Genomic DNA, 26,947 nt, shown 5'->3' with positions numbered 1-26,947 from the left:
TTGGTAAGCTATAAGAAAAAATGCACTGCTAAAAAGTGTTGATTCAAGGAGAAGCTGCATGCTTGATATCAAATTTGTGCGCGAGAATCCTGACCTCGTAGATAAGTCTTGCGAGTCCAGGCAAAACGCCCATTGGGATCGCGAGAAATTCTTTGAGCTTGACGAGGAGCGCAGAAGCGTAATTGCCGAGGTTGAGTCTCTTCAGGCAGAGCGTAATGCTGTTTCTAAGCAGATTGGCCTTCTTATGCGTGAGGGCAAGAAGGAAGAGGCTGAGGCAGCTAAAGAGCAGGTAGCAGCTAACAAAGACCGCATCGCAGAGCTTGATCAGCGCCGCGGAGAGGTTGAGGAAGAGCTCACCGCCCTTGTTGCAGCTATTCCAAACATTCCTGACGCATCCGTTCCTTATGGCAAGGATGACTCCGATAACCCTGAGGTTCGCAAGTGGGGAGAGCCAACTCAGTTTGATTTTGAGCCAAAAGCACACTGGGATCTTGGCCCTGAGCTTGGCATGATTGATTTTGATCGTGGCGTAAAACTTGCAGGAACTCGCTTCTATCTTCTTGGCGGCATGGGCGCTCGCATGGAGCGTGCGCTTATCAACTTCATGATTGATACACATAACCAGGCAGGCTTCAAAGAGTGGTGGCCACCAGTTATCACAAATCAGGACTCTCTGTTTGGCACTGGTCAGCTCCCTAAGTTTGAAGAAGATCTCTATCACGTACAGCCTGACCTCTACCTCATTCCAACTGCTGAGGTCCAACTCACAAACATCCATCGTGACGAGATTCTGGACGCATCTCAGCTCCCTCTGCTCTATACCGCATTCACCCCATGCTTCCGCGAGGAGGCAGGTTCAGCTGGTCGAGACACCCGTGGCATCATCCGCGTCCACCAGTTTGACAAGGTAGAGATGGTCAAGTTTGCAAAGCCTGAAGACTCCATGAATCAGCTTGAGTCCATGGTTCAGGAAGCCGAGAAGATCCTTCAGCTTCTGGATCTTCCTTATCACGTGGTTACTCTCTGCACTGGTGACATTGGCTTCTCTGCATGCAAGTGCTATGACATTGAAGTTTGGCTCCCAAGCTATAACGCATACAAGGAGATTTCTTCTTGCTCTAACTGCTGGGATTTCCAGGCTCGTCGTGCAAATATCCGCTATAAGGATCCAGCAGAGTTCAAGGGCACCCGTCTGGTTCACACGCTTAACGGCTCTGGTCTGGCAGTTGGCCGTACCATGGCTGCAATTATGGAGAATTATCAGAACGCAGATGGCTCCGTTACCGTACCTGAGGCGCTCCGTCCTTACATGGGTGGCATCGAGGTTATTCGACCAGAATAGTTTCTCTTTTTAATCAAAATTGATTCAATCTTAGAAATGGTCTTCTACTGAATTGTGAAGACCATTTCTTTTATTGATTTATAGAACATATGTTCTATAAATTTGCTATACTGAGATTAGTAAAGGAAGAAAGAGGTGGCTATGAAAGGTCTGGTAGAGGTACAGAAAGAAATTGTATTAAGGCAGTTTGTTCAGGGTAGTGCGGCAAAAATTGGATTTGGTCACAAGGAGTTTTATTCAGAGATCCATATTGCATCAGAGCAACTTGCAACTTTAAGAAAGTGGATTTCAGACCAAGGTAGAGTGGGTTTAAAAGATTTAAGCCCACAAGAGTATCTGGAGGTTATTATGGCAGAAACATGCATGGCTGAGGTAATGGATGAGCTTGATGAAGCCGGTGTTTCTTATCAGTATTTGTATGCAAATTCGTCTGGTGAAGTAGCTTTAAGACCAGGTAGATAATAAAAAAAGAGCTCCCGAAGGAGCTCCTAAGTTCAAGTGGTGCGGCGTATAGGATTCGAACCTATGACGCCCTGATTCGTAGTCAGGTCCTCTATCCAGCTGAGGTAACGCCGCGTGCAAGTAGATAGAATGCCATTTTCCAGTTGAAAATGCAAGACTAATCTTAGAAAAAGTTCTTCTTGGTAAGAAAAAAGCTCGTTGCAGAGATGCAACGAGCAGAAAATTCTGGCGGAGAGCTGGGGATTCGAACCCCAGATGGGCTTGGGGCCCATACTCGCTTAGCAGGCGAGCACCTTCGGCCTCTCGGTCAGCTCTCCAAAATGGGTGCTTGAGAATGATACCCCGAACTGGCGTCACTCACAATAAGACATTTTACAAAACATGTGAAAAATGCTCAACAACCACGTTTTTTCGGTGAGCGCGAAGTACATCCCATGAAAAGCGATTGGCAACTTGTACTGCAGAAAGAGGCTCTTCTTTTTCTGCAAGACCTATGCAATAAGCCAGAAAGCCAAGAATCTCTTCTGGTGTTTTTCCTTGGTCTCTCAGAACACCAAGATCTAGATCGTGATTGCGTTTAGAAAGTCTCCTGCCATCAGGTGCAACCAGTAAGGGGAGGTGAGCATAGATGGGATGAGAAAAACCAAGCACGTCTTGCAAATAAAGCTGTCTGGGAGTAGATGAAAGAAGATCTGATCCTCTAACTACTTCAGTTACGCCCATGTCAGCATCGTCAACTACTACAGCAAGTTGATAGGCAAAGACGCCATCTGCACGCTGGACAATAAAGTCTCCGCATGATTCAGCAAGGTTTTGTGATGTTTGACCATAGACCTTGTCTTCAAACGCGTAGGTCTTATTAGCAACTCGTATGCGAGTTGCTGGAATTTTATGTTTGGAAAGCTCTTCACGCTCGGATTTGCTCAGGTCGCGGCAGGTTCCCGCATAGACATATGCACCATCGCTGGCATGAGGGGCTTGTGCAGCGTGTAAGTCTGCTCGGGAACAAAAGCAAGGATATAAAAGTTTCTGTTGTTTCAATTTCAATAGAGCGTCCTGATAGAGCTCCGCACGCTTGCTTTGGTAATACGGATCTTTGTCCCAAGTTAGTCCCAACCACTGTAAATCATCAAGGAGGAGGGAGGTGTATTGAGGATTATGAGCACGAATATCCAGGTCTTCGATGCGAAGAATAAAGCTGCCATTTTGGGAACGAACGCTGGCCCAAGCCATAAGCGCTGAGAAAACGTTGCCTAGGTGCATCCTTCCAGAAGGTGTGGGCGCAAATCTTCCAACGCAAGAACTCATTCTTAGAAATCTCCCGCATAGATATAGGCAAATCCATAGTCTTTTGTTGATGACTTAATAGCTGCCTTATCTTTACAGGTGAGGCCTTTGTGCTGATAGAAACCAAAGTCGCAATCGTCATCAGTTGCAAGGAAGTAATGCTTAGCTCCTTGCTCTTTCATAAAGTCCAGAACGTAGGAGAAGAGCATGCCCCCAATACCTTGGCTCTTTATAGCGGGGTTAACGCAGAACAGAGTAATTTCCCATTTGGCATCGTTAGTGTTTGTGTTCCAATAATCATGAACAAGATGAGATTCGACATCACCAAAGATCTCGTAGTCCTTAAAGCGAGCTTCACTTAATAGTTTCTTAGCTTTTGCTGTTGTTTCGTTTTCTAACTTCTGCCATTTTTCAAAATCTGCTGGAGTTTCTCCGTTTGAGCAGAAAATAAGACCAAGTATTTGACCATCTTGCTTTGCTACAAAGCGATGAGTAGAAACGCCAATAAAATAGGCGATATCAATAGTTGCAAGTGAGCGACTTTCATCTTTTGATTCATCGCTGTCCAAGTACCAGACACGTTCAACGATTGATATAAGTTCTGATAAGTCAGTATCTTCGAAGGGGACTATGATTGAAGTATCGGCAGACATATGAAATAGTTCCTTTCAGGTGTTTTACAGCGGAAGATTATAGAATAGTTTCAAGTTTGTTTACATCTAGTACGTAGTGTTTCACAGCTGATAGGCTGTAAGTGTTTCTGATAGTAAGTGTCGAACACAAAGGAGCGGCAATGGCTGAGGCCCCTATCAAACGTGCGCTAATTTCGGTAACAGACAAAACAGGTATTGTTGAATTTGCACAAACGCTTACTAAAGAGTTTGGCGTTGAGGTAATTTCAACAGGCGGAACCGCAAAAATCCTCGAAGAGGCTGGTGTGCCTGTAGTTCCTATTGAGTCTTATACCGGATTTCCAGAGATGATGGACGGCCGCGTTAAGACGCTGCATCCTCGTGTTCATGGTGGTCTTTTATGCCGTAGAGACAATCCCGGTCATGTCGCAGACGCAGAGAATAATGGTATTGGCATGATTGACCTGGTCTGCGTTAATCTCTATGAGTTTGAGAAGACTGTAGCTGATCCATCAGTAACTCTTGAAAATGCAATTGAGCATATCGATATCGGTGGGCCTTCAATGCTCCGCTCTGCTGCAAAGAATAATGATTTTGTTACGGTTGTTGTTGATCCGGCAGATTATGGTCGTGTTCTTGATGAGATGCGTGTCCATGACGGTGCAACTACAAGGGCTTCTCGCCAGCAGCTGGCTTTGAAGGTATTTAAGACAACGGCTGCATACGATGGCGCTATTGCCGCATACCTTTCTGATGTTGTTGAAGCAGAGCAGAGTAAATTCCCAGAGACTTTGCTGGTAAAGGCAACAAAAGAACAAGATCTTCGTTACGGAGAAAATCCTCAGCAGTCCGCAGCGTTTTATAAGATGCCTGGAGCTCCTGCACACTCTCTGGCAAACGCTCAGCAGCTTCAGGGTAAGCCCTTGTCTTACAACAATTTGCTTGATACTGATGCAGCCTGGGCTGCTGTTCGCGAGTTTGATGGGCCATCGGTCATTATTTTGAAGCACCAGAATCCTTGTGGATCTGCTACGGCAGAAAATGTTGTTGAGGCATATGATCGAGCATTTGCTTGCGATCCACTTTCTGCATTTGGTGGAATTATTGCAGTAAACAGAGAAGTTCCGCTGGAGCTTGTTGAGCACTTTGCAGACATCAATAAGCAGTTTGTTGAGGTTCTTATTGCACCAAGCTTTACAGAAGAAGCTCTTGAGCGCCTGTCAAAGAGAACAAACCTTCGTGTATTGGCTACGGGTGGAATTGATAGAAGCCGCGAGCTTGAGATGAGAACTGTTGACGGAGGTCTTTTGGTACAAGACCTTGACCACGCAGACGAGGCTGCAGATAGCTTTGAGGTTGTTACTAAGCGCCAACCAACTCCAGAAGAGCTGAGCGATTTGGTATTTGCTTGGAAAGTTTGCAAGACCGTTAAGTCAAATGCAATTTTGGTTGCAAAAGATCAGGCTGGAATTGGTATGGGACCAGGTCAGCCTAATCGTGTTGACGCCGCTCTTCTTGCGTGTGAGCGTGCAGAGGCAGCTTGTGAGCGCATGGGAATTGATTCAAAGAATCTTGTGGCAGCATCTGATGCCTTCTTCCCATTCCGAGATAACGTTGACACACTAGCAGCTCATGGCGTAACGGCTATCATTCAGCCTGGTGGATCAGTCAGAGATGATGAATCTATTGCTGCTTGTGATGAATATGGCATTGCAATGGTGTTTACAGGCAAGCGTCACTTTAGGCACTGATCTGCTAATTCGGGAGTAGCAGTTCATTTAAAAAAGTTGGGGGAGGACACTGTGGACCAGGAAGAGCTAGAAGCAGCTCAGAAGTTTGAGCTTGATAATCCAGAACTTGTTTGTCGTTGGAGACTGGCTGGAGGTGTCCTCCCTCTTGATAACAGGCACTTACGTGCGCTGAGCAAGCGAGTTGTTGCGCAAAAAGAGGTTTCTCCGCACTTGATTGCTTGGGCTAAGCAGCACATTGAGGGAACACTTAAAGAAGGGTCACAAGAGTTTCCAGATGGCGTTCTTATGATTTTGCTTGAGAGCAATGGACAGGCTGCTATGACTGTTGGACCTTACCAGTCTTTGGAAGAGCGTTCTGTTCTGTCTCTTGCGGGACGCGCAAGGATTTCACAGCGAGAAGAGCAGCAAACTCATTGTGCACCAGAGGTGCTTTGGCTGGTAAAAGACGGAAAGCTTATTGCGGGCGTCTCGGAAGGAAGCGTTCGATCGGGAGTCACAAGTTTAGTGTTAGACCTGGCACAGACTCTTCATGAGCCAACAGAGTTTAATCCAGACGTTATTGCCCAGGTATTTGATGGAACCGCCGAATTTGATGAAGCTTTCCTTACTTCAGATGAACATGGAATCGTATGTGCTTCTGATGCTCAAGGCGAGATAGGAGAGCGTTTCTTATTTGGTTACAAGAAACTTTGTGAAATCAAAGCTGCTAAGTAATCAGATAAGTACGATATTTAAGGCTCGTCCAGCAAAGGGTACGCAATGCACGATAAAGTTGTCGCACGTTGAGCGCCTACGTAAAAATCTGTCTGTTTTTCAGACAGATGGCTGCTTGTGTACTTGAATATTTTGTCGATTTACAAAAAACTTGCACTTTAGTGTTATGTTTATTTTGTAATTCCGCAGGTAGAAATTCCTACTTAAAAATAGGTATTTGTCAGCTTGTATTTCTGATTTGTTTCATTGTTTTTTTGCGCAATAATAAAAGCATTATGCGACCGCTGCCGGCCGAACTATGAAACATGTTTCCGTAGTCACCCAGGGTCTACAGCTTTATTTTGGATCGCACAGACGCATACTGTGAGAAATCACAGATTAGGCAAGGAGAGGAAATGGCAAGAAAGTTTAAGTCCATGGACGGTAACAACGCCGCGGCTTACGTGTCGTATGCGTTTACCGAGGTAGCGGGCATTTACCCAATTACCCCATCAAGTCCAATGGCAGACTATGTTGACCAGTGGTCAGCCCAGGGTGTAAAGAACATCTTTGGTACAACCGTCAAGGTTGTCGAGATGCAGTCCGAGGCTGGCGCAGCTGGTGCTGTTCACGGTTCTCTTGGTTCAGGCGCTCTGACCACTACTTACACCGCTTCTCAGGGCCTCTTGCTCATGCTTCCAAACATGTACAAGATTGCCGGCGAGCAGCTTCCTGGTGTTTTCCACGTCAGCGCACGTACCGTTGCAACCCATGCACTGAACATCTTTGGCGATCACTCTGACGTTATGTCCGCTCGCCAGACTGGCTTTGCACTTCTCGCAGAAGGCAACGTCCAGGAGGTTATGGATCTGGCTCCTGTTGCTCACCTCGCAGCAATCAAGGGCAAGGTTCCATTTGTTAACTTCTTCGACGGCTTCCGTACTTCTCACGAGATTCAGAAGGTTGCTGTTTGGGATTACGCTGATCTGGCTGAGATGTGTGATATGGATGCTGTTCAGGCATTCCGCGATCACGCACTGAACCCAGAGCATCCATCAAGCCGTGGTTCCCACGAGAACGGCGATATCTTCTTCCAGCACCGCGAGGCGTGCAACGAGGTTTATAACCAGCTGCCAGCAGTTGTTGAAGACTACATGAACCAGATCAACGCTAAGCTTGGTACTGACTACGGTCTGTTCAATTACTACGGTGCAGAAGACGCCGACCGCGTTGTTATCTGCATGGGTTCCTTCTGCGATACCCTTGAAGAGGTTATCGATTACCTGAACGCTCATGGCGAGAAGGTCGGTCTGGTTAAGGTCCGTCTCTATCGTCCATTCTCTGTAAAGCACTTTGTTGACGTTCTTCCTGAGTCCGTCAAGAAGATTGCTGTTCTCGACCGCACCAAGGAGCCGGGTTCCGTTGGTGAGCCTCTCTACGAAGACGTTGTTTCTTCCCTCTATGAGGCTGGTCGTACAGGCATTAAGGTTGTTGGCGGTCGTTACGGCCTTGGTTCCAAGGACACCCCACCATCATCCGCATTCGCAATCTTCGAGGAGCTCAAGAAGGATGCTCCTCAGCGTGAGTTCACCGTTGGTATTGTCGACGACGTTACTAACCTGTCTCTCCCAGAGGATCCAGAGGCTCCTAACACTGCAGCTGAGGGCACCATTGAGTGCAAGTTCTGGGGTATCGGCGGTGACGGTACCGTTGGTGCTAACAAGAACTCCATTAAGATTATTGGTGACCACACCGATAAATATGTTCAGGCATACTTCCAGTATGACTCCAAGAAGACCGGCGGTATCACCATCAGCCACCTGCGCTTCGGTGATCACAAGATTCGTTCTCCTTACTATGTCACCAAGGCAGACTTTGTTGCATGCCACGTTCCTGCATACATCATCAAGGGCTACAAGATGGTCCGCGACGTCAAGCCTGGCGGTACCTTCCTGGTCAACTGCCAGTGGGATGCAGAGGAGTTTGCACACCACCTGCCAGCAGAGGCAAAGCGCTACATTGCTAAGAACAACATCAATGTTTATCTGATCAACGCAATTGACCTTGCCAAGGAAATTGGTATGGGCAAGCGCACCAACACCATTCTTCAGTCTGCATTCTTTGCTCTTGCAAAGGTTCTTCCAGAGGCAGACGCACTTCAGTACATGAAGGATGCTGCAACTCACTCTTACCTGAAGAAGGGCCAGAACGTCGTTGATATGAACCACAAGGCAATCGACGCTGGTGCTACTGCATTTACTAAGATTGAGATTCCTGCTGATTGGGCTACTGCAGAGGATGCTCCAAGCACAATCACCCTTGAGGGCCGCGAGGCTCTGCTCAAGCAGGTTCGCGACATCATGACTCCAGTCTCTCGTATGGAGGGTGACGCACTGCCTGTTTCCGCATTTAAGAACCACGTTGATGGACAGTTCGAGCTTGGTGCTGCTGCTTATGAGAAGCGTGGCATTGCTGTTGTTGTTCCTGAGTGGAACGTCGAGAAGTGCATCCAGTGTAACCAGTGCGCTTATGTCTGCCCACACGCAGTCATCCGTCCATTCGTCCTTACCGACGAAGAGGTTGCTGCTGCACCAGCACAGTCTCAGTTCAAGGATGCCGTTGGTCCTAAGGCTAAGGGCTACAAGTTTGAGATTGCTATTTCTCAGCTCGACTGCACCGGTTGCTCCAACTGCGTCTACATCTGCCCTGCAGATGCTCTGACCATGAAGCCAATCGAGGAGCAGGAGTCCAAGCAGGAGATCTTTGACTACGCAGTCAACCACGTCTCCGAGAAGACCGAGCTTGTTGCTAACAACGTCAAGGCATCCCAGTTCAAGAAGCCTCTTCTTGAGTTCTCCGGTTCCTGCGCAGGCTGCGCTGAGACCAGCTACGGCCGCCTGGTCACTCAGCTCTTTGGCGATCGTATGTTCATCTCCAACGCAACTGGTTGCTCCTCCATTTGGGGTAACCCAGCTTCCTGCTCACCATTTACTACTGATGCAAACGGCCACGGTCCAGCATGGAACAACTCCCTCTTCGAGGACAACGCAGAGCACGGTATGGGTCTGATGCTTGGTCACCAGGCACAGCAGAAGCGTCTTCTGGAGCTTGCTCAGCAGCTTGTCGACGAGGATGGCGCATCTCAGGACCTCAAGGATGCTGCTAAGGCATGGATTGATTCCGTCAACGACGCAGCTCTCTCCAAGGAAGCTTCTAAGACTTTTGTAGTTGAGCTTGAGAAGTCTGATCTTGCAGCAGCTAAGGAAATCCTTGCTAACAAGAGCTTCCTCACCAAGAAGTCCTTCTGGATCTTCGGTGGCGACGGTTGGGCATACGACATCGGCTTCGGTGGCCTTGACCACGTTCTTGCTTCCGGCGAGGACATCAACGTCTTTGTCTTCGATACTGAGGTTTACTCCAACACCGGTGGTCAGTCCTCTAAGGCTTCCCGTCTTGGCCAGGTTGCACAGTTCGCTGCAGCTGGTAAGGACATCAAGCAGAAGAACCTTGCTGAGATTGCTATGACCTATGGTTACGTCTATGTTGCTCAGGTCTCCATGGGCGCAAACCTCCAGCAGACTCTCAAGGCAATTGCTGAGGCAGAGGCTTATCCAGGACCATCCCTCATCATCGGTTACTCCCCATGTGAGATGCACTCCATCAAGGGTGGCATGGCTCACGCACAGGAGGAGATGAAGAAGGCAGTCGAGACTGGCTACTGGAACCTCTATCGCTTCAACCCATCTGCACCAGCAGGTAAGAAGTTCACGCTTGACTCCAAGGCACCTAAGGGTGGCTACCAGGAGTTCCTGATGAACGAGGCTCGTTACAGCCGACTCACCCGCGAGTTCCCAGAGCACGCAGAGAAGCTCTTCAAGGAGAACGAGGAAGCCGCAATGGCTCGCTACGATCACCTTGTCCGCCTCTCCGAGCTTTACGCTGCAGAGAAGAAGGAGCAGCCTGAGGAGTAAGGTAACTTACTTTCACGTAGCTTCAGCCGAGCCAGGACATCCTGGCTCGGCTTTTTTATGCGACATTTTTGGCGAGAAGCCCTGTGTTCTTCAAGCCCTTCTCGCGAGGTGATAAACTAGAGAGACTTTGCTCACGATGGGAGTTACTGTGGCACAAAAAAAGAGCAGACTATTTCCTGTAGCTTTTCTCGCTGCTAAAGCAACACTTGCAGCACTTAAATTGACTAACCATGAAGGCGGAACGCTGCCAGGCTTTATTGCTGAAGGCATTGATCCTGCATTTTTGGGCGACATTGCTAAGCCAGAGCAGATTGTCTTTATCACTGGTACAAACGGTAAGACAACCACCAATAACCTGCTTAACGATCTTCTCGCCGATAATGGCTACCAGACCGTTACCAACCGCGTTGGTGGCAATATTTCCAGCGGCTTTGCAAGCTCGTTTGCAAAGAACGCCACGTGGAAGGGTACGTCAAAGACTAAGCTTGCAGTTATGGAGTTTGACGAGCTCTCTGGACCTCGCATTTTCCCGTATCTGCAGCCTGATATTTTGTCTGTTACCAATTTGTTCCGCGATACGTTCTCTCGTAGTGCAACGCCAGACTACGTGTTTGACGTTATGGATAAGGGTATTCCTGCTTCAACTCATCTGATTTTGAACGCAGACGACATGATTAGCTGCAGACTTGCTCCTCAGTGCACACATCGTACGTATTACTCCATTGCAAGGCTGGCAGAAGACACCGCAGAGCCAGTGGGCATTGTTTCAGATCTTACTGCCTGCCCCAAATGCGGTGGCAAGCTCAAGTGGGATTATGCACACCTTAGGCATCTTGGCCACGCAACCTGTGAGGAGTGCGGCTATACCAACCCAACTCCTGATTATGAGGTCATTTCAGTAGAGCCGGAGACTGGCAAGTTTGTGGTCAAGGAGCACTGCCACGAGGGTGCACCAACATACGAGTACAAGCTCAACAGCTACTCTATCGTCAACCTCTACAACTTGTTTGTGGCCATTGTAACCGCGCGTGAGATGGGTCTTGCGCCTGCAACTATCGCAGCATCTTTGCAACGCGTTAACATTGCTTCCTCCAGGTATAACGAGATTGACTACAACGGTCGTCGTCTTATTAGCATGGCTTCTAAGGGCGAGAATGACACGGCAACCTCAGTCACCATCGATATCCTTCGCAAACAGCCAGGTGACAAAGCAATTATCATCATGATTGCTGATGCGTACATGGCAAAAGCAAAAGACCAGACAGAGTATATTGGCTGGTACTACCAGACTGACTTTGAGTTCCTGCAAGATCCAAGCGTTAAGCAGGTCATTATTTACGGCGACACTTCACTTGATCTGCAGCTTAGACTCAGACTTGCCGGTATTGATCCAGCTAAAACTTTTGTGGCAAGCTCTCCTGAAGAGACCGCTGACCTGGTTGACCTTAACGCTTGTCAGCACGTTTTCTATGCACACGGCCTCTATAACGGTGGCATTGCTGACATCAGCAGAAACCGTATCATTGAGCGCTTGAAACAGATGGAGGCCTCCCATGAGTAATCCAGCAACTAAGATTGAGATTCTTTACCCAGAGTACGGTAATCAGGGTGGAGACAACGGAAATGCTCTCTACCTGGAGGCCTGCCTTCCAAAAGAGAACTTTGTGTACACCTCTCACGCCGCAACACCTTACTTTGTGGAGCATACGCCATCGGCAATCATCATGGGTGGCATGACAGAAGCCCAGCAAGAGCTTATTATTTCTCGCCTTATGCCTTACAAGGACAGGCTTGCAGAGCTGGCTGATCAGGGCGTTCCTATGCTGTTTGCGGGCAACGCTTCAGAGCTTTTTGGCGAGAAAATCGTTAATCCTGACGGCTCTGAAATTGAGGCTCTGGGCCTCTTCAAGTTTACGACCACTCGCTATATGCCCCAGCGCTTCCACGATGTCCAGGTGGGAGAGTTTGATCCTGGCAATGGCAAAGAGCCTTTTGTTGTCGTTGGCTTTAAGATGCAGTTCACGCTCACCGAGGGAGATAATTCTAACTGCTACTTCCTTAAAAATAAGGTAGGTTTTGGCATCAATAAAGAAAGCAAGCTGGAAGGTTTCCGTCGCAAGAACGCTATTGCCACCTGGCTGATTGGTCCTCTCCTTCCTTTGAATCCTTATCTCACACGCTGGATTTTGGATATGGCAGGCGAGGAAGACACTCCTCTTGCTTTTGAGGAAGAGGCTGTTGCCGCATATCAAAAGCATGCTCGTGAGATGGTCTATCCAGGAATGCACCTGCATTACTAAATGTATGTCTGCGCTGCTCATTTGCTCATATATACATTTCGTCGTATCATGAACTAAATTTTTAGAGTTAACAAGGGGATTGTTTTGCCACAGGTTTCTTCAGCTTATGCAACAAAACAGCGCGCTCAGCGCCTTGCACGTATTGGTATTATTGCTGCCCTTTATGCAGCGCTTACACTTGCAGCTCTTCTTTTCTTGGGCGGTCTTGCTTGGGGTCCTGTGCAGTTCCGCATTTCTGAGGCGGTTGTGGTTATTGCACTCTTTACCGCTGACGCAATTCCAGGACTGACGCTTGGCTGCGTTATTGCCAACCTTGCAAATATGGTCATTTCTGGCACAGGAGCTTTGGGATTGTTAGACGTAGTCTTTGGTTCTCTGGCAACTGCTCTTGGTGCATGGTTTACCTGGAAGAACAGGAAGAACGTACCGCTTGCGCTTCTGGGGCCAGTGCTTGCAAATGCCGTTATTGTGTCTGCATATCTTCCCATTTTGCTTCAGGGATTGGGATTCTACACAATCCCATTTACCACCATTGAACTTGATGGATCGTATCCTCTTATGTTCTTGTTTGGTTTTATCACCACAGGACTCGGAGAGGCTGTTGTTCTCTATGTGCTAGGAGCTCCTTTGGCTCGTGCGCTTAAGCATTCGCCTTTGCCGCAGCAGCTTGCTTCTGAGGATTCTGCTGCAGAACCAGTCGAGAACTAGACAGCCATGCAAAGACTTGCTCAGTACATACATAGATCAACCAGGATAGTCCTGATTATTCTTGCCTGTGTATTGCTGGGCTTGCTTTCCTGGAGCGTCATGGCAGACAACCTGTTTGCCGCTCTTGTTGCGGGCGGAGGACTTGCCACGGTCATTGTTCTTGGTGGCACTACCCAGCCTGGTAATGAGCACGCCAGGTCTCAAGCAACAGAGCGAACACTTGAGGTTGCCTCTAAGACGCTCAAGACCTTACGCGGTGGATTGTCACAAGAAACAGCGCCAACCATCTGCACGTTATTGCTTTCAGAAACCTCTGCTGCTGCTATCTCTATTACTGATACAGAGTATGTATTGGGTTTTGAAGGAGACATTGCAACCACCCATATGCCTGGTTCAAAGGTAGTTGGCCCTGCCACTGAGGTTCTGGAAAGCGGCCGCATGGAGACGTTTGTCTCGGTAGATAGCCGTCAGCAGGTGCTGCAAAGACGAGGTGGCTTTGGTAATGGCGGCAGCTCTTTTGGCATTATTGTTCCGCTTATTGTTCAAGATCGCACGGTTGGCACAATTAAACTCTATTATCGTCGCGGTATTGAAATTGATCGCACGCAGCTGGCAATCGCAGAGGGTTTGGGCGAGCTTCTCTCCACACAGCTTTCCTCGTATGAGCTTGATCGCCAAGCAGAGCTAACCGCTCGGGCCGAGGTTAAGGCCTTGCAGGCACAGATTAATCCGCATTTCTTGTTCAACACGCTCAATACCATTGCATCTCTTACGCGTACAAACCCCAATAAGGCGCGAGACCTGCTTCGCGAGTTCTCTGTGTTTTATCGCCGTACGCTTGAGAGCTCTCAAGGTGCGCTCATTCCGCTTTCTCAGGAATTGACACAAACGCGCAGGTATTTGACAATTGAGAAGGCGCGTTTTGGAGAAGAACGTATTCAAGAGTCTGAGCATGTCGATGAGGGATGCGAAGATATTCAGGTACCGTCTTTTTTGATTCAGCCTATTGTCGAGAATGCCGTGAGGCACGCTATGAAAGATGAAGGCGCCCTCCATATTGACATCCACGTCACACGCGATGATGATGATATTCTTATATCTGTTGCTGATGATGGTCTTGGAATGGATGAAGAGACTGTTTCTCGCTTACTTAATGGTCAAGGTCCTACCCCGCAGGATTCTTCGGGGAGAAATAGGGGCACGGGTATTGCCATTAAGAACGTAGCTGAGCGAGTTGAGCGCTTCTACGCCGTTGGCTCTGGCATGGAAATCATGTCTAAACCAGGGCAGGGTACGTGCGTGACACTCAAGCTTGCAGGTGCGGCACTGCAGGCAACAGCATAAAATAGTATCGGTTTTTGCTTAACGCTGCGTTAGGCCGTTGGGAGTGAATGACATGCGCGCCATGATTGTTGATGACGAGGCTCCAGCCCGTTCTGAACTCAAGTTCTTGCTTGAGGAGACCGGACGTCTCGAGGAAATCATTGAAGCCACAAGTGCAAGGGATGCTGTCGAGAAACTCATGGAGTCTCGCGTTGAGGTCTTGTTCCTGGATATCTCTATGCCTAAGACAAATGGAATGCAGCTTGCAGAGGCTCTTCACAAGTTGAAGAACCCTCCTCAGATTGTGTTTGTCACTGCATATAGCGAGTACGCACTAGACGCCTTTGGCGTTAATGCCGTTGATTACCTGATGAAGCCCGTTGAGACCGAGCGCCTTGAGCAGGCCCTTGATAAGGTTGAAGAGCGTCTGCGTCCTCAGTCTCCTATGGCAACTATTGAGCGTATTCCTGTCATTAAGAGCGGCAGCAAAGTTCTTGTTCCTATTGATCAGATTCGCTTCATTGAGGCAAAAGACGATTACTCCTGCATCTACACGGAAGATGACCGTTTCTTGTCTACTATTTCTCTGCAAAAACTTGAAGAGCGCCTTGCTCCGCACGGATTCTTCCGCATTCATCGTAGCTTTATCGTGAATCTTGAGTATGTTGACGATGTTGAGGTTATCTCTGCTGGTATCCTACAGTTGACTATTCAGGGATTTGAGGAGCGTCACATTTCGGTTTCTCGCCGTCGTGTGGTTGCACTCAAGCGAGCACTGGGACTGTAGAAGCTCAAAGGGTTTCTCGCCAGAGGCTTAAAAGCGCACGTAGGAGTTTGGTATGGCACTTGTAAGGTTTGATGTAATTTCAGATACGCATGGGTATTTGTCATCTGAGTTGCTTGAAACTCTGCAGGGCGCCAACTACATTGTGCATGCAGGGGATATCACTTCAAACGCTGATTATCAGACGCTCCAGAAGATTGCTCCGGTAAAGCTCTGCCTGGGCAATAATGACTTTTGCTACAACTATGGCCCCATGGTAAAGAAAAAGATTATTTTCTTTGCGGCCGGTTTAAAGTGGCAGGTATGCCATTATCGCGAGAGGCTTGACCTGGTTAAATGCAACATTGCTATCTGTGGTCACACGCATAAGCCTTTTGTACAGCGCGACGAGTGGACCAACACGCTTGTAATGAATCCAGGAAGTCCTACGTATCCTCGCGGTCGCGAGGGCGCAACTATGGGACGCATTATTGTTGATGAAGAATCGGCCCAGGTGGTCAGCGCAGAGATTATTAGTCTGTCTTCGCTTGAGGTACTTTCTTCTTGTAAATAAGCGATGGAATCATCAGCTTGGTAAAAAGCACTAGCCATACAAGGGCAAGCGAGAAACCACCAATGACGTCGGTAGCGTAGTGCACACCCAGATAAATTCTACTGACGCCAATCATAATGATGACACCTGAGAACAGGCCACACCAAATCCAACGCTGTAGCTTGTCTTTCTCGTAATGCCAGACAAGCCAAATGAGTAGGCCATAAAAAGCCATCGAGAACATCGAGTGGCCCGACGGGAAGCTGTAGCCAGTTTCAACAACCAGTCTAAAGCCATCTGGGCGTGGACGTTGGACAATTGCCTTAAAGATAAGGTCTACAACAACAACGCCACCCAGATTAATAAAGGCAAGCCTGCCGACACTTGGCCCTGGTGCAAAAGCAGCAACCACAATAAGCATGACAATAACGGTGACGGGGCTTGCAAGTCCAGAGAACCCTTCCATAATCTCTGTGAGAAGAGGAGTCCTGAGGTGGACAACAAAAAGCCTGTAGGCAAAGTGATCAATGCCAATGACGTCGCCTTCAGAAACGTCAATCAACAGAAAAATAAAAATTGCTGATGAGACAAGCAGAATGATGGTAGAAAGGCTAGAACGCAGACGCTGTAAAAAAAGGCGCTTGCGAACTCCTGTTAAAAGTCCTGTCTTTTGAGCATCAAGGCTTTTATCGGCCATTAGTTCTCCTTGTAACAAAAAGGCGGCACGCCGATAGACGTACCGCCGCTTAGTTCAATGATAAGCCAGCGCAGCCGCGTGGCACACAAGAACTTACAGGTTAGCGTTGAGCTCAGAAACGAGGTCAGCCTTAGGAAGGTTGCCAACCATGGTGTGAACAGGCTCACCGTTCTTGAAGAGGATGAGAGTAGGGATGGAGACGATGCGGAAACGAGTTGCAAGATCTGCCTCGTCATCAACGTTTACCTTGTAAACGTCAAGCTTGTCTGCCATCTCATTGCCAACCTCCTCGACAACTGGACCAAGAGCACGGCAAGGACCGCACCAAGATGCCCAGAAATCAACAAGAACAGGCTTGTCTGCGTTTGCAAGAACAGAATCGAACTCTGCAGTAGTAAGCTGCTGTGCCATAACGAACCTCCAGTTACACACGGCCTTTAGGCCATTTAATTTCAAGCACTTAGCAAACTTATCCCCAAATTAGAAAAGTGTATACACATAACTTTATAGACTTGCTCAAATTGTGAATTACGTGCATAGTTGGCATATAAGAAAGAGGTGCGCATGCCAAGCGAAAGATCTATGCGAAAAGAAGCCTACATGGCAAAAACAACGCACGAGTTTGGAGATTTTGCTGCTCAGGGGGTGTGTATGGCAGGCAATGCTTTTGCATCGGTTTTGTTAGTAAAAGGGCAAGAAGACTTTGGAGAAGAAGAGCTTTCTGCACTTAAAGCTTCTTTAGAGCATTTAGGCTATGCACCTGAGGCATGGGCTACCTTGCTTACCACAACAAAAACAGGCGATCCCATAAATCCAGAGCTCGTTAGGCAGGCGATAAGTGCTTTTAGCCCCGACACGGTGCTCCTGGTAAATGATGCAGCAGTTGCATCAGTGCGTGAAGCATACGCAGAAGAGCTTGAACAGCTTACAACTGATGCCGAGAAGACCTTCTCGCCCCGTGTTCTTGTTCGTGTGTGTGGAATGCGCATGGTAAATCTTGATAACTTTGCCGGAGCACTCGAGGACCCTCGTCAGAAGCAGTTACGCTGGGCTGCTATTAAACAAGTTCCACCTTTGGGAGAACCTTATTAGTAACGATTTGTCGTATTTTTTACGAAAAACGACATTGTGGCGTTTCATGAGCGTTGCGAAGATTATCCTTGAGATAGTCAAAAGAAGGAGACTGGTATGGCATCACCTACAGCACCACATATTTTGCCTACTGACGCAACACAGACTAAAGCTTGGCAAGCACTTACAGAGCATTACGCCAGCTTAAAAGATACTAAGGCTACGCTGAAGAACTGGTTTGCAGAAGACCCTCAGCGTGTCCAGAATCTTACGTTTGAGCTAGATCAGTTCCATATTGATCTTTCCAAAAACCTTGCCACGCAAGAGACACTTAATCTTCTGTGTGACCTTGCTAAAGAGGTTAAGCTTGAAGAGCGTAGAGACGCTATGTATGCCGGCATGCACATCAATACTACTGAAGACCGAGCAGTTCTTCATACAGCACTTCGTCGTCCCGCATCTGAGGCTGGCACGCTTATTGTTGATGGTCAAGACGTTGTCGCTGACGTTCATCAGACGCTGAACAAGATGTATGCCTTCTGCGATCGAGTTCGCTCGGGAGAGTGGAAGGGCGTTTCTGGCAAGCCTATCAAGACGGTTGTAAGCATTGGTATTGGCGGCTCTGACCTTGGTCCTGTTATGGTCTACGAGGCCCTAAAGCCTTTTGCAGACGCTGGTATTACTGCTCGCTTTGTCTCCAACATTGACCCTGTTGACCTTGGCGAGAAAACCGAGGATCTTGATCCAGAAACAACACTCTTCGTTATTGTTTCCAAGACCTTTACTACGCTTGAGACTCTTACCAATGCCCGTTGTGCTCGCACATGGCTTTTGGAAAAGCTTGCTGAGCAGGGCGTTATTGATGGCTCTGATTCTCAGAATGCAGAGGCTATTCGCAAGCATTTTGTTGCTGTCTCCACTGCACTTGATCTGGTAGAAGACTTTGGCATTGACCCAGAGAATGCCTTTGGTTTCTGGAACTGGGTTGGCGGCCGTTATTCGGTTGATTCTGCAGTTGGTCTTGTGCTGGCTATCGTTTTTGGTCCACAGCGCTTTGCAGAATTCCTCAGTGGCTTTAATACAGTTGATGAATACTTCAAGAACACTCCATTGATGCAAAATGTTGTTGCTCTCATGGGTCTCTTAAACGTTTGGTACGTTAATTTCTTTGGCGCAGCATCTCACGCCGTTCTTCCATATAGTCAGTACCTGCATAGATTCCCTGCATATCTCCAGCAGCTCACCATGGAATCCAACGGTAAGTCTACTCGTTGGGATGGTACTACTGTTACCTCTAACACAGGTGAGATTTTCTGGGGAGAGGCTGGTACCAATGGTCAGCATGCTTTCTACCAGCTTATTCACCAGGGAACTCAGATTATTCCTGCTGATTTTATTGCGTTTGCAAATACTGCTTTTGCTACAAAAGATGCAGACCTAGACGTCCACGAGCTCTTCCTCTCCAATTTCTTTGCGCAGACTAAAGCGCTTGCTTTTGGTAAGACTGCTGATGAGGTCCGTGCTGAGGGAACACCAGAGTGGATGGTTTCTGCACGCGTCTTTGAAGGAAATAGGCCAACTACTTCTATCTTTGGAAAAGAGCTTAATCCTCGTGCTATCGGTACGCTTATTGCACTCTACGAGCACATTACCTTTGTTGAAGGTGTTGTGTGGGGCATTGATTCTTTTGATCAGTGGGGCGTAGAGCTTGGTAAACAGCTTGCAAAGCAGATTTTCCCTGCAATTCATAACGACGAAGAGTTGGCAAAACAAGACGCTTCAACTCAGTCCCTTGTTGATTTCTACCGCAGAAACAGAACATAACACGTTACATAACATAAAATTATTTTTTATTTCATGTTAAGAAGGTCATCTTGTATGGCCTTCTTTCTTACTTTTAGAAATGTATTTCGAGGAGTGCTGAGCGGACATTTCTTTATCTAATATATGTAATATTGCTACTTTTATGTTCATATATGCTTAGAATTTCTACATATTTATTTATGCTGTTAGAACACCTGTTCATCTAAAAGAAACTGAATCAATTGAATTTTTTAAATATAATTTAAAAAATAATACATCAAGAATATTAAAAATTTGCGAATGCCAATAGCGCATGTATGCCTTTGTGTTATAACGGCTAGGCAAGTGACACCTGGCTTGGAATGTAAGTTTTGATGCATAACAATTTACATAACAGGTTGGAAATTTTGTATTGGCGTAGTACGGCTGCGATACAGCCGAAGTACAGCCACAGTGGTGATGTCTGGAATGGAGCAGTAATGAAGTACCTTTTGCTCGTAAGTCATGGAACGTTTGCACCAGGTCTGCATAGCGTAATGGACATGCTGATGGGACCCAGAGAAAACATCTTGAGCTACAGCATGGAAGATGGCGTGGGCGCAGCTGAATATAGAGAGAATTTGTCAAAAATTCTTGAGCCTCTGACTGCTGACGACGAAGTTGTCGTTCTTGGCGACATCATCGGTGGTTCTCCACTTACTAATGCGCTTGATCTTCTCGCCAAAAAAGGCCTGCTTTCTCATACCGTGGCTTTTAGTGGTGCCAATCTTCCCATGGCAATTGGTGCTTTGATGGCAATCGATGATGGCCTAAGTGGTGAAGCTCTTGTGTCATCAATCCTGAACGAAGGAAAAAATGGCGTTAATCAGATCGTCTTAGCTCTTGAAGACGATGACGAGGAAGACCTTTAGTAATTACTGCAAGTACGCGTAGCTGCTTGCGTAAGAAATATGTTAGGAGAAAACATGATTTCATTTGTTCGTGTTGATGACCGCATGATTCATGGTCAGACAGTCACTCGTTGGGCCCTTGAGGTTCCTTGTGACGGAATCATTGCAGTTAATGATGCGGCTGCATCAAATCCTGTCCTTAAGTCTGCTTACAAGTCAGCAGCACCTGACAAGAAAGTATTTGTTTGGACATTTGATCACTTCAAAGAGAGCGCTCAGAAGGTTCTAGACAGCGATTCTCGTTATTTTCTTATTACTAAAAACCCAGTTGACATGAAGAAAATTCTTGTTGACTTTGGTTTTAAGCCAGGAATTAACACGGTCATTATCGGTCCTGGTAATGACCGTCCTGGTGCGGTAAAGCTGGGCAACAACCAGTCCTTTACTCAAGAAGAGGGACAGGCATTTGAGGATATAACCAAAGCTGGTTATACCGTTCAATTTGCTCTTCTTAAAGAAAAGGCAATTGGTGAGTGGCCTAAATTCCGCGAGAAGTTTGACGTAAAGTAGTATTCGGAAGGCGATTTTTATGGCAATTAATGCGTTTCAAGCTGCCCTTTTGGGTTTGTTTGCATGCCTTGCGTCACTACCTGGCATGGCTGGTACTACCGTAGGTAACTATACCCTCGGTCGTCCACTTGTTGCAGGTCTTGTCGTTGGTGTCATTCTTGGCGACGTCCAGACTGGCATTATTGTTGGTGCAGCAATCCAGTTGGTCTACATTGCACTCGTAACACCTGGCGGAACTGTTTCCGCTGACGTTCGTGCAGTTTCCTACATTGGTATTCCTCTAGCAATTCTTGCAATCAAGGCTTATGGTCTTGATCCAAGCTCTGTTGAGGCTGCATCTCAGGCAGCTGCTATTGGCGCAGCTGTTGGTACTCTTGGTACCGTCTTGTTCTACGGCACCGCTACCATGAACCTTGTATGGCAGGGTATTGGCTGGCGTGCAATGGAGAGCAAAGAGTGGGGTCGTATTAAGAAGACCATTCCAATGGTTGACTTTGTATTCCCTTGGGTTTCTCACATTCTTTTCTCGTTCATTCCAACATTCTTCATTTGCATGGCTGGCGAGAGCATGGTTGGCATCATGAAGGAATACCTTCCTATGAACGGTATCCCAATGATGACCCTCTTCACCGTTGGTACCCTTCTTCCTACCGTTGGTGTTGCAATTTTGTGCAAGCAGGTTATTACTAAGCCTCTTGATTGGGTAACTTTTGCCTTTGGCTTTATCCTTGCTGGCGCACTTGGCCTGAACCTCATTGTCTCTGCAGTCGTAGCAGTCTTCTTTGCTGTTCTTAACTATCAGCTTCAGCAGGCAAAGAATGTTCGTTTGGCTGCTGCAACATCAGGCAATGTAAGCGCAGACGATGAAGAAGAGGAGGATATTTAATCATGGCTGAAAAGAAAACCATTTCTCAGAAAGCACGCAATAAGTCTTTCTTGAGCTGGATTTACGGCAATCTTACCTGCTTCTCTCAGGAGCACATGCAGACATTTGGTTACCTTGCATCCATGCTTCCAATCGTTGACGAGCTTTACGATACTGATGACCAAAAGGTTGAGGCACTTTCTACCTATACAACCTTCTTTAATACCGAGCCACAGATTGGTTCTATGGTTGTTGGCTTGACCGCTTCTCTTGAAGAGGCTCGCGCAAACGGCGAGGCAATCGACGACGAGACCATCAATGGTCTTCGCGCTGGTCTTATGGGCCCTCTTGCTGGTCTTGGTGACTCCATTATCGTTGGTACTTTTATTCCAATTCTTCTTGGAATTGCACTTGGCCTTTCTAAGGGCGGCTCCGTTCTTGGCCCACTGTTCTATGTTGTGGTCTGGAACCTCATTATGTACTTCGGCATGAAGTTTGCTTACGACCAGGGCTATAGCCTGGGCTCTTCTGCTGTTGAGGCACTTGTTGGTCCTGAGTCCGAGGCTCTCCGTAGCTCCATTGTTATGATTGGTACTATGGTCATTGGCTCTGTTGCTGCTACATGGATTAACGTCACAACTTCTCTGAATATTGCTGGTGTTGACATTCAGACAACACTTAATGGCATCTTCCCTAAGGTATTGAACCTTCTGTTTGTATACCTTTGCTGGTGGTTGATGACTAAGAAGAAGCTCAGCCCAACGGTTGTTATGCTTATTCTTGTTGTTGTAGCACTTGTTGGCGTTGTTATTGGCGTCTTCAACCCAGGTCTGTCTTACTAATTTTTTGCGCAAAATCCTGTCTGGCGCAGAAAAGACAAACGTAATAAAGTGGCATCGTCATACGGCGATGCCACTTTTGATTGAGAGTTTTTATGAGCAAGAAAAACTATGTAGGAGCAGCTTCTCATTCACACGAGGATAACCCTTTGGTTGTCGAGGCTCGTATGCAGACAAAAGCTCTTGGAACACTAAGCGTTTATAGAAGAGCCGCTTATTCTGGCATCGCAATTGGAGCATGGCTTATATATCTCAGCGTGTACGGGAGTCTCTCTACAAGTTCTATGGCAACGGCTGTGCTCGTGGGCGGCATAGTTCTTCTCGTCATATCTGTTCCTATAGCTGGAATTTTGTATGTAGGTATCTCAAGAGGAAAAAAGAACGTCGAGAAGATCATCAAAGCAATTGAAAAAAATTCGTCAAAAAACGCATAAGCGATATTTGACTTGTGCAAAGATTACTCTAATAGGGTAGAGTATCTACAGCGCATTGAGCGGGTGCGGATGACGTGACACCTCGAACCTGGTCAGGATCGGGAGATAGCAGCCATAAGGGGTCACTTGCGGGCATCCGTTCCCACTCAATGCGCTTTTATTAGGCGTTGACTATGCTTGCCGCGACATTGGTCACGACGATTGGACTTCGATGGGTTTTGTAAACTACATCATTGAGCTGCTTAGAGATCCTCGCGCATTTATTGCTTCAATGATTGCCACTGGTCCTCTCGCTGCGTACGGCTTTGTTTTTCTGATTGTTTTTATTGAGACCGGCGTAGTCTTTTTCCCATTTTTACCAGGTGATTCTCTGCTTTTTGCAGCAGGATTTTTTGCTCACAACGGTGGTTTTAATATTGTTTTTTTGCTTGTTATTACGTGGGCTGCTGCAATTCTTGGTGATCAGATGAACTTCATGATTGGCCATTTCTTTGGTCAAAAAATTATTGCTTCTGGAAAGGTCAAGGCACTTACTCCAGAGCATCTTGAGAAGACTCAGAAGTTTCTGAATAAACACGGTCATCTTGCAATTTTCTTAGGTCGCTTCTTCCCCTTTATCCGCACGTTCGTGCCTTTTATTGCTGGTATGGGCGGTATGCACTGGCACAACTTTGGCATTTATAACATCTTGGGTGGTCTAACCTGGTCCACGATGTTTGTACTTCTCGGCTATTTCTTTGGTGGCATTCCTGTAGTTCAGGAGCACTTTGAGCTGCTGATTGTGGGTATTGTTGCCGTTTCAATTATTCCAACAGTTGTTGGCCTTATCCGTGGCCGTATGAGCAAGGGCGAGAAAAACAACGAAGAAGTCACAGATACAAACGAAGACGAGGCTTAGTAACAAGCTTTCGCACTTTTCGTAATTTGATGATAGAAATCCCGTCAGGAACGACTCGGCCTGACGGGATTATTTTTACTCTTTAGAGAGCTGATAGGTATCAGTAAAGGTAACTGTCTGACCATTTTCTGTGTAAGTGGAAATAAGCTGAGCCACAACGCTTCTGTTGGCACTATCAAAAGTGACCTTCAATTGTGGCTTTTGAGGTGTGGCGAGAGCCGCATTAGAAGCAGAATGAGCATCCAGGTTTGCATTGGTTACATCGACCGTTCCAGAAACCTGAATTTGTTCTCCGATAGTTCCTGAAGTTGCAAGAGAGACAGAAGCGTTTTTGAACTCAGTATCACCGGGATACCAACGATACGAGGTGTTGAGTGCTCCATGGTTGTGCACAACACCCCCTGCGGTTGCCGTAAGCACGAGCTGATCGCGAGAAAAACCTGCAGCCGTTACCGTCAACGTTAAAGGATTGGTTCGACCAGCATAGCAAGGGCTTCCGCTGCTTGCTTCGCAGCTGACAAAGGAACCCTTCCACGTTCCTACGAGTCCGCTGTAGTCGTACTTAAGTCCTGCCGAGGGGTTGGCTGTGTCCAACGCCCAGGTACCCGTAGAAGCATCAAAGGTAAATGAGGCGGTAATTTCGCAGGTGAGCGAACCAAAGAAGGTTGGTGAAACACCCGACATTCTTACCCAGCAGGTTTGCTGTTCACGGTCAAAGCCCGCATCAAGAACGGTGAAGGTTGCGCTAGAGAACTGCGAGCTATAAGAAATAGCTTCGTTAGGATTTTTCTCATCAAGTTTTGCTAGCACATCGCCAATAGCGTCAAGGACTTTTGTGGTGGAAACGCCCGAAGTTGCCTGGTAGGTAACAGATTGTGATTCTTCGTCACCGATAGCGTTCCAGCCCTGGGTATTTGCGTATCCAAGTTTGGTCATCTTTGTAGCAGCAATTGCATTACCTGTATAGGTAAGGCGTACGACAGAGTTGGCGTAGCCCGTCGCACCAAACTGCGCGGCATCACTTGAGATTGCCGTGGTACTTCTTGTGCGAGACACAACTTCAATGCCCGTAAGGAGTAAGGACTCATCAGCATCATATTCACCAGGAGTCCAGGCTGGTGCCTCAACGCGTGTGCGCGCATCAGCAATAACAGTATCAGTTGAAGGAACGTTGCTCACGCGAATAAAGAACACGATAACTGCAGATAAAAGAGCAAGACTTAAAAGAGCAAGAATGCCAGAAAGCAGGCTGTAGCGGCGTACAAACCTAAACAGCGCACGACGCCTGCTGCGAAGATAGCTTGAGAACGTATCAGCAACATCTTTTATAGACGTTGCGTCATCGTCAGAGGTTGCATTACTCGTGTCAGCAGCATTTTTGACAGAAGCTTCAGTAGCTTTGGCCTCTGCATGTTCGTGAGTGTTCTCTTCAAGCTCTTTGAGGCGAGCTTCTACAGCAGAAAGGTCCTGTGTCAGAGCTGCATCGTTTACGATTTTCTCCAGGTCAGTGGTGCTATCTGCGTCGTTTTCAGGAGAGCTCTCATCCGAAGCAGAGTAAGTCTCATCCTCTTCACCATCTTCGTCTAGACCAGGAAAGATAGGGCTGACAATTTCCATGATGTAGTCTTCATCAGCAGCGGCCATATCGGCAGCAATAGGGTCGGTGACCTCTTCAAGCTCGTCGGTCTTCTCGCCAGCGGTGTCAACTGCCTCAGCAGCCTGGGCATCAAGAGTCTTCTGATCAGAAGAGGTGTCCTCTGCAGCAGGTGTGTTATCTGGTTGTGAAGTTTTGTTCTTAGAAGTCATAGCGCCTCATTACCGTCTAAACCTGCTGTAATTTTCTCACAATTATGTAACTTGTGTACCCTCATCCTGTGCAGATAGGGAGGTATCGGTTTAAAAACCGCCTAGTGGTGGTACACTTCTTTAGTTGAATTCTCACCTCGCAAGCAGCTTTGCAACAGTTTGGCCGCATGTCAATGAGCCAAGCGCGCACGAGGCACTTATCTTAGGAGCAAGAATGCGTGACAAGCTAGAAAAAATCGTCGAGGCCTATGCTGAGCTTGAGCAAAAGCTTGCAGACCCAGCTGTTGTCTCTGATCCAAAAGAGTATGCTCGCGTGGCAAAAGAGCACTCTAATCAGGCAGATTTGGTTGCTCACGCCAACAAGTACATCACTGCCCTTGATGACATCGAGGCTGCAAAAGAGCTTCTCAACGCTACTTCTGATCCAGAAGAAAAAGAGATGCTGCAGGAAGACATTGCTGCTAATGAAGAGATGCTCCCTCAGCTTGAGGATGAGATCAAGGTCATGCTGATTCCAGGCGATCCAAATGACGAGAAGGACACTATCGTTGAGATTCGCGCTGGTGTTGGCGGCGATGAGGCAGCAATCTTTGCAGGCGACCTCTTCAAGATGTATGAGCGCTTTGCTGAGGCTCGTGGTTGGAAGACAGAGATCCTGTCCAGCTCTCCTTCTGAGGCTGGCGGCTTTAAGACTATTGAGTTTAAGGTCACGGGCGATAAGGTCTATTCAGTTATGAAGTATGAATCCGGCGTTCATCGTGTTCAGCGCGTTCCTAAGACTGAGTCTCAGGGCCGCATTCAGACCTCTACCGCAACCGTTGCAGTTCTCCCAGAGGCTGACGAGATTGATATTCAGATCAACCAGGAAGACCTGCGCATTGATACCTACTGCGCATCCGGCCCTGGCGGTCAGTGCGTTAACACCACCTATTCTGCAGTTCGTATTACTCACCTGCCAACAAATACCGTTGTTCAGTCTCAGGATCAGCGTTCTCAGATTCAGAACCGCGAGGTCTGTATGCAGATGCTTCGTGCCCGTCTTTATGAGATGGAGCTTGAGCGTCAGCAAGCTGAGCAGGGCGCAGAGCGTCTTTCCCAGATTGGTCATGGCGCACGTTCCGAGAAGATCCGCACGTACAACCAGCCACAGGACCGCGTAACCGACCACCGCGTTGGTTTTAACGGCACCTACAATGGCGTTCTTCTTGGCGATACGCTGCCATCCGTTATTGAGGCTCTTGCTGCAGCAGAGCGTGCCGAGAAACTCGCTCAGGCTGTTTAAGGTGCAA

25 protein-coding genes, 2 tRNA genes and 1 other RNA gene are annotated in these 26,947 nt (G+C 47.5%); 21 read left to right on the top strand and 7 right to left on the bottom strand.

What is annotated here, in order from left to right:
* Positions 1-58: 58 nt before the first annotated feature.
* Together serS and HMPREF1492_RS04980 are read left to right on the top strand one after the other, a co-directional pair.
* The gene (gene serS / locus HMPREF1492_RS04985; protein ID WP_035436563.1) at positions 59-1,342 is read left to right on the top strand and encodes a serine--tRNA ligase; all 1,284 of its coding nucleotides are present in this window, start codon (positions 59-61) and stop codon (positions 1,340-1,342) included.
* Between the two features lie 135 nt (positions 1,343-1,477).
* The gene (locus tag HMPREF1492_RS04980) at positions 1,478-1,804 is read left to right on the top strand and encodes a hypothetical protein (protein ID WP_156924106.1); all 327 of its coding nucleotides are present in this window, start codon (positions 1,478-1,480) and stop codon (positions 1,802-1,804) included.
* Between the two features lie 37 nt (positions 1,805-1,841).
* On the opposite strand, the gene HMPREF1492_RS04975 is transcribed toward HMPREF1492_RS04980, so the two are convergent.
* The 4 genes from HMPREF1492_RS04975 to HMPREF1492_RS04960 form a co-directional block, all read right to left on the bottom strand.
* Positions 1,842-1,918: transfer RNA gene (locus tag HMPREF1492_RS04975), tRNA-Arg, on the bottom strand.
* Positions 1,919-2,030: 112 nt separating this feature from the next.
* Positions 2,031-2,121: transfer RNA gene (locus HMPREF1492_RS04970), tRNA-Ser, on the bottom strand.
* A gap of 55 nt (positions 2,122-2,176) precedes the next feature.
* Positions 2,177-3,112: a tRNA glutamyl-Q(34) synthetase GluQRS gene (gene gluQRS / locus HMPREF1492_RS04965; RefSeq protein WP_035436557.1), complete on the bottom strand. Its 936-nt coding sequence runs from the start codon at positions 3,110-3,112 to the stop codon at positions 2,177-2,179.
* A gap of 2 nt (positions 3,113-3,114) precedes the next feature.
* Positions 3,115-3,744 (bottom strand): GNAT family N-acetyltransferase, encoded by a 630-nt coding sequence (locus HMPREF1492_RS04960; RefSeq protein WP_035436555.1) that lies wholly within the window; start codon positions 3,742-3,744, stop codon positions 3,115-3,117.
* 140 nt (positions 3,745-3,884) lie between these two features.
* On the opposite strand from HMPREF1492_RS04960, the gene purH reads away from it, so the two are divergent.
* The 9 genes from purH (at position 3,885) to HMPREF1492_RS04915 (ending at position 15,806) form a co-directional block, all read left to right on the top strand.
* A complete protein-coding gene (purH, locus tag HMPREF1492_RS04955) occupies positions 3,885-5,474 on the top strand; it encodes a bifunctional phosphoribosylaminoimidazolecarboxamide formyltransferase/IMP cyclohydrolase (RefSeq protein WP_035436552.1) in 1,590 nt (529 codons plus the stop codon).
* Positions 5,475-5,525: 51 nt separating this feature from the next.
* Positions 5,526-6,188, top strand: a complete 663-nt coding sequence (locus tag HMPREF1492_RS04950) for an aminotransferase class IV (protein ID WP_035436550.1) — start codon at positions 5,526-5,528, stop codon at positions 6,186-6,188.
* 395 nt (positions 6,189-6,583) lie between these two features.
* The gene (gene nifJ / locus HMPREF1492_RS04945) at positions 6,584-10,138 is read left to right on the top strand and encodes a pyruvate:ferredoxin (flavodoxin) oxidoreductase (RefSeq protein ID WP_035436546.1); all 3,555 of its coding nucleotides are present in this window, start codon (positions 6,584-6,586) and stop codon (positions 10,136-10,138) included.
* A gap of 148 nt (positions 10,139-10,286) precedes the next feature.
* Complete coding sequence (locus HMPREF1492_RS04940; RefSeq protein WP_084054987.1) at positions 10,287-11,699, top strand: MurT ligase domain-containing protein; 1,413 nt, start codon at positions 10,287-10,289, stop codon at positions 11,697-11,699.
* A complete protein-coding gene (locus HMPREF1492_RS04935; protein WP_035436541.1) occupies positions 11,692-12,438 on the top strand; it encodes a glutamine amidotransferase in 747 nt (248 codons plus the stop codon). Before HMPREF1492_RS04940 ends, HMPREF1492_RS04935 begins: the two co-directional genes overlap by 8 nt.
* Before the next feature lie 84 nt (positions 12,439-12,522).
* Positions 12,523-13,146: a QueT transporter family protein gene (locus tag HMPREF1492_RS04930; RefSeq protein ID WP_051479406.1), complete on the top strand. Its 624-nt coding sequence runs from the start codon at positions 12,523-12,525 to the stop codon at positions 13,144-13,146.
* Positions 13,147-13,152: 6 nt separating this feature from the next.
* Positions 13,153-14,490, top strand: coding sequence for a GAF domain-containing sensor histidine kinase (locus HMPREF1492_RS04925; RefSeq protein WP_035427189.1), 1,338 nt, complete (start codon positions 13,153-13,155; stop codon positions 14,488-14,490).
* A gap of 52 nt (positions 14,491-14,542) precedes the next feature.
* Positions 14,543-15,256, top strand: coding sequence for a LytR/AlgR family response regulator transcription factor (locus HMPREF1492_RS04920; protein ID WP_035431453.1), 714 nt, complete (start codon positions 14,543-14,545; stop codon positions 15,254-15,256).
* A 52-nt stretch (positions 15,257-15,308) separates the two neighbouring features.
* The gene (locus HMPREF1492_RS04915) at positions 15,309-15,806 is read left to right on the top strand and encodes a metallophosphoesterase family protein (RefSeq protein WP_035436537.1); all 498 of its coding nucleotides are present in this window, start codon (positions 15,309-15,311) and stop codon (positions 15,804-15,806) included.
* On the opposite strand, the gene HMPREF1492_RS04910 is transcribed toward HMPREF1492_RS04915, so the two are convergent.
* Both HMPREF1492_RS04910 and trxA read right to left on the bottom strand, forming a co-directional pair.
* Positions 15,766-16,482, bottom strand: coding sequence for a phosphatase PAP2 family protein (locus HMPREF1492_RS04910; RefSeq protein WP_035436534.1), 717 nt, complete (start codon positions 16,480-16,482; stop codon positions 15,766-15,768). The genes HMPREF1492_RS04915 and HMPREF1492_RS04910 overlap by 41 nt on opposite strands.
* Positions 16,483-16,575: 93 nt before the next feature.
* On the bottom strand, positions 16,576-16,893 hold the full coding sequence (gene trxA / locus HMPREF1492_RS04905; protein ID WP_012809400.1) for a thioredoxin: 318 nt from the start codon (positions 16,891-16,893) through the stop codon (positions 16,576-16,578).
* Between the two features lie 189 nt (positions 16,894-17,082).
* On the opposite strand from trxA, the gene HMPREF1492_RS04900 reads away from it, so the two are divergent.
* The 9 genes from HMPREF1492_RS04900 (at position 17,083) to HMPREF1492_RS04865 (ending at position 23,852) form a co-directional block, all read left to right on the top strand.
* Entirely contained in the window at positions 17,083-17,574 is a 492-nt protein-coding gene (locus tag HMPREF1492_RS04900; protein ID WP_232215620.1) for a hypothetical protein, read from the top strand.
* Positions 17,575-17,670: 96 nt separating this feature from the next.
* A complete protein-coding gene (gene pgi / locus HMPREF1492_RS04895) occupies positions 17,671-19,377 on the top strand; it encodes a glucose-6-phosphate isomerase (RefSeq protein WP_035436529.1) in 1,707 nt (568 codons plus the stop codon).
* A gap of 458 nt (positions 19,378-19,835) precedes the next feature.
* Entirely contained in the window at positions 19,836-20,267 is a 432-nt protein-coding gene (locus tag HMPREF1492_RS04890; RefSeq protein ID WP_035431464.1) for a PTS sugar transporter subunit IIA, read from the top strand.
* Between the two features lie 54 nt (positions 20,268-20,321).
* Positions 20,322-20,816 (top strand): PTS sugar transporter subunit IIB, encoded by a 495-nt coding sequence (locus HMPREF1492_RS04885; RefSeq protein WP_035427201.1) that lies wholly within the window; start codon positions 20,322-20,324, stop codon positions 20,814-20,816.
* A gap of 19 nt (positions 20,817-20,835) precedes the next feature.
* Positions 20,836-21,702, top strand: coding sequence for a PTS mannose/fructose/sorbose/N-acetylgalactosamine transporter subunit IIC (locus HMPREF1492_RS04880; RefSeq protein ID WP_035427203.1), 867 nt, complete (start codon positions 20,836-20,838; stop codon positions 21,700-21,702).
* A gap of 2 nt (positions 21,703-21,704) precedes the next feature.
* Positions 21,705-22,523, top strand: a complete 819-nt coding sequence (locus tag HMPREF1492_RS04875; RefSeq protein WP_035427204.1) for a PTS system mannose/fructose/sorbose family transporter subunit IID — start codon at positions 21,705-21,707, stop codon at positions 22,521-22,523.
* Between the two features lie 92 nt (positions 22,524-22,615).
* Positions 22,616-22,954 carry a hypothetical protein gene (locus HMPREF1492_RS04870; protein WP_035436527.1) on the top strand — a complete coding sequence of 113 codons (339 nt, stop codon included), beginning with the start codon at positions 22,616-22,618 and terminating at the stop codon, positions 22,952-22,954.
* A 56-nt stretch (positions 22,955-23,010) separates the two neighbouring features.
* An RNA gene (gene ffs, locus HMPREF1492_RS07425) (signal recognition particle sRNA small type) lies at positions 23,011-23,106 on the top strand.
* A gap of 59 nt (positions 23,107-23,165) precedes the next feature.
* Entirely contained in the window at positions 23,166-23,852 is a 687-nt protein-coding gene (locus tag HMPREF1492_RS04865) for a VTT domain-containing protein (protein WP_035436525.1), read from the top strand.
* Between the two features lie 75 nt (positions 23,853-23,927).
* On the opposite strand, the gene HMPREF1492_RS04860 is transcribed toward HMPREF1492_RS04865, so the two are convergent.
* The gene (locus tag HMPREF1492_RS04860; RefSeq protein ID WP_051479405.1) at positions 23,928-25,658 is read right to left on the bottom strand and encodes a hypothetical protein; all 1,731 of its coding nucleotides are present in this window, start codon (positions 25,656-25,658) and stop codon (positions 23,928-23,930) included.
* 214 nt (positions 25,659-25,872) lie between these two features.
* On the opposite strand from HMPREF1492_RS04860, the gene prfA reads away from it, so the two are divergent.
* A complete protein-coding gene (gene prfA, locus HMPREF1492_RS04855) occupies positions 25,873-26,940 on the top strand; it encodes a peptide chain release factor 1 (RefSeq protein ID WP_035436522.1) in 1,068 nt (355 codons plus the stop codon).
* Positions 26,941-26,947: the final 7 nt, after the last annotated feature.

Origin of the sequence: Atopobium sp. BS2 (genome assembly GCF_000565075.1) — a bacterium.
Taxonomy (GTDB): Bacteria; Actinomycetota; Coriobacteriia; order Coriobacteriales; family Atopobiaceae; genus Lancefieldella.
Note: the sequence above shows the minus strand (reverse complement) of the source record. Positions and strands in the feature narration are given on the sequence as shown.

Bases quoted from the DNA above. Each gene is read 5' to 3' on its own strand.
- serS (WP_035436563.1), top strand. From the start codon at position 59: ATGCTTGATATCAAATTTGTGCGCGAGAATCCTGACCTCGTAGATAAG.
- gluQRS (WP_035436557.1), bottom strand. From the start codon at position 3,112: ATGAGTTCTTGCGTTGGAAGATTTGCGCCCACACCTTCTGGAAGGATG.
- HMPREF1492_RS04960 (WP_035436555.1), bottom strand. From the start codon at position 3,744: ATGTCTGCCGATACTTCAATCATAGTCCCCTTCGAAGATACTGACTTA.
- purH (WP_035436552.1), top strand. From the start codon at position 3,885: ATGGCTGAGGCCCCTATCAAACGTGCGCTAATTTCGGTAACAGACAAA.
- nifJ (WP_035436546.1), top strand. From the start codon at position 6,584: ATGGCAAGAAAGTTTAAGTCCATGGACGGTAACAACGCCGCGGCTTAC.
- HMPREF1492_RS04935 (WP_035436541.1), top strand. From the start codon at position 11,692: ATGAGTAATCCAGCAACTAAGATTGAGATTCTTTACCCAGAGTACGGT.
- HMPREF1492_RS04925 (WP_035427189.1), top strand. From the start codon at position 13,153: ATGCAAAGACTTGCTCAGTACATACATAGATCAACCAGGATAGTCCTG.
- HMPREF1492_RS04920 (WP_035431453.1), top strand. From the start codon at position 14,543: ATGCGCGCCATGATTGTTGATGACGAGGCTCCAGCCCGTTCTGAACTC.
- HMPREF1492_RS04915 (WP_035436537.1), top strand. From the start codon at position 15,309: ATGGCACTTGTAAGGTTTGATGTAATTTCAGATACGCATGGGTATTTG.
- HMPREF1492_RS04910 (WP_035436534.1), bottom strand. From the start codon at position 16,482: ATGGCCGATAAAAGCCTTGATGCTCAAAAGACAGGACTTTTAACAGGA.
- trxA (WP_012809400.1), bottom strand. From the start codon at position 16,893: ATGGCACAGCAGCTTACTACTGCAGAGTTCGATTCTGTTCTTGCAAAC.
- HMPREF1492_RS04900 (WP_232215620.1), top strand. From the start codon at position 17,083: ATGGCAAAAACAACGCACGAGTTTGGAGATTTTGCTGCTCAGGGGGTG.
- pgi (WP_035436529.1), top strand. From the start codon at position 17,671: ATGGCATCACCTACAGCACCACATATTTTGCCTACTGACGCAACACAG.
- HMPREF1492_RS04890 (WP_035431464.1), top strand. From the start codon at position 19,836: ATGAAGTACCTTTTGCTCGTAAGTCATGGAACGTTTGCACCAGGTCTG.
- HMPREF1492_RS04885 (WP_035427201.1), top strand. From the start codon at position 20,322: ATGATTTCATTTGTTCGTGTTGATGACCGCATGATTCATGGTCAGACA.
- HMPREF1492_RS04880 (WP_035427203.1), top strand. From the start codon at position 20,836: ATGGCAATTAATGCGTTTCAAGCTGCCCTTTTGGGTTTGTTTGCATGC.
- HMPREF1492_RS04875 (WP_035427204.1), top strand. From the start codon at position 21,705: ATGGCTGAAAAGAAAACCATTTCTCAGAAAGCACGCAATAAGTCTTTC.
- HMPREF1492_RS04870 (WP_035436527.1), top strand. From the start codon at position 22,616: ATGAGCAAGAAAAACTATGTAGGAGCAGCTTCTCATTCACACGAGGAT.
- HMPREF1492_RS04865 (WP_035436525.1), top strand. From the start codon at position 23,166: ATGGGTTTTGTAAACTACATCATTGAGCTGCTTAGAGATCCTCGCGCA.
- HMPREF1492_RS04860 (WP_051479405.1), bottom strand. From the start codon at position 25,658: ATGACTTCTAAGAACAAAACTTCACAACCAGATAACACACCTGCTGCA.
- prfA (WP_035436522.1), top strand. From the start codon at position 25,873: ATGCGTGACAAGCTAGAAAAAATCGTCGAGGCCTATGCTGAGCTTGAG.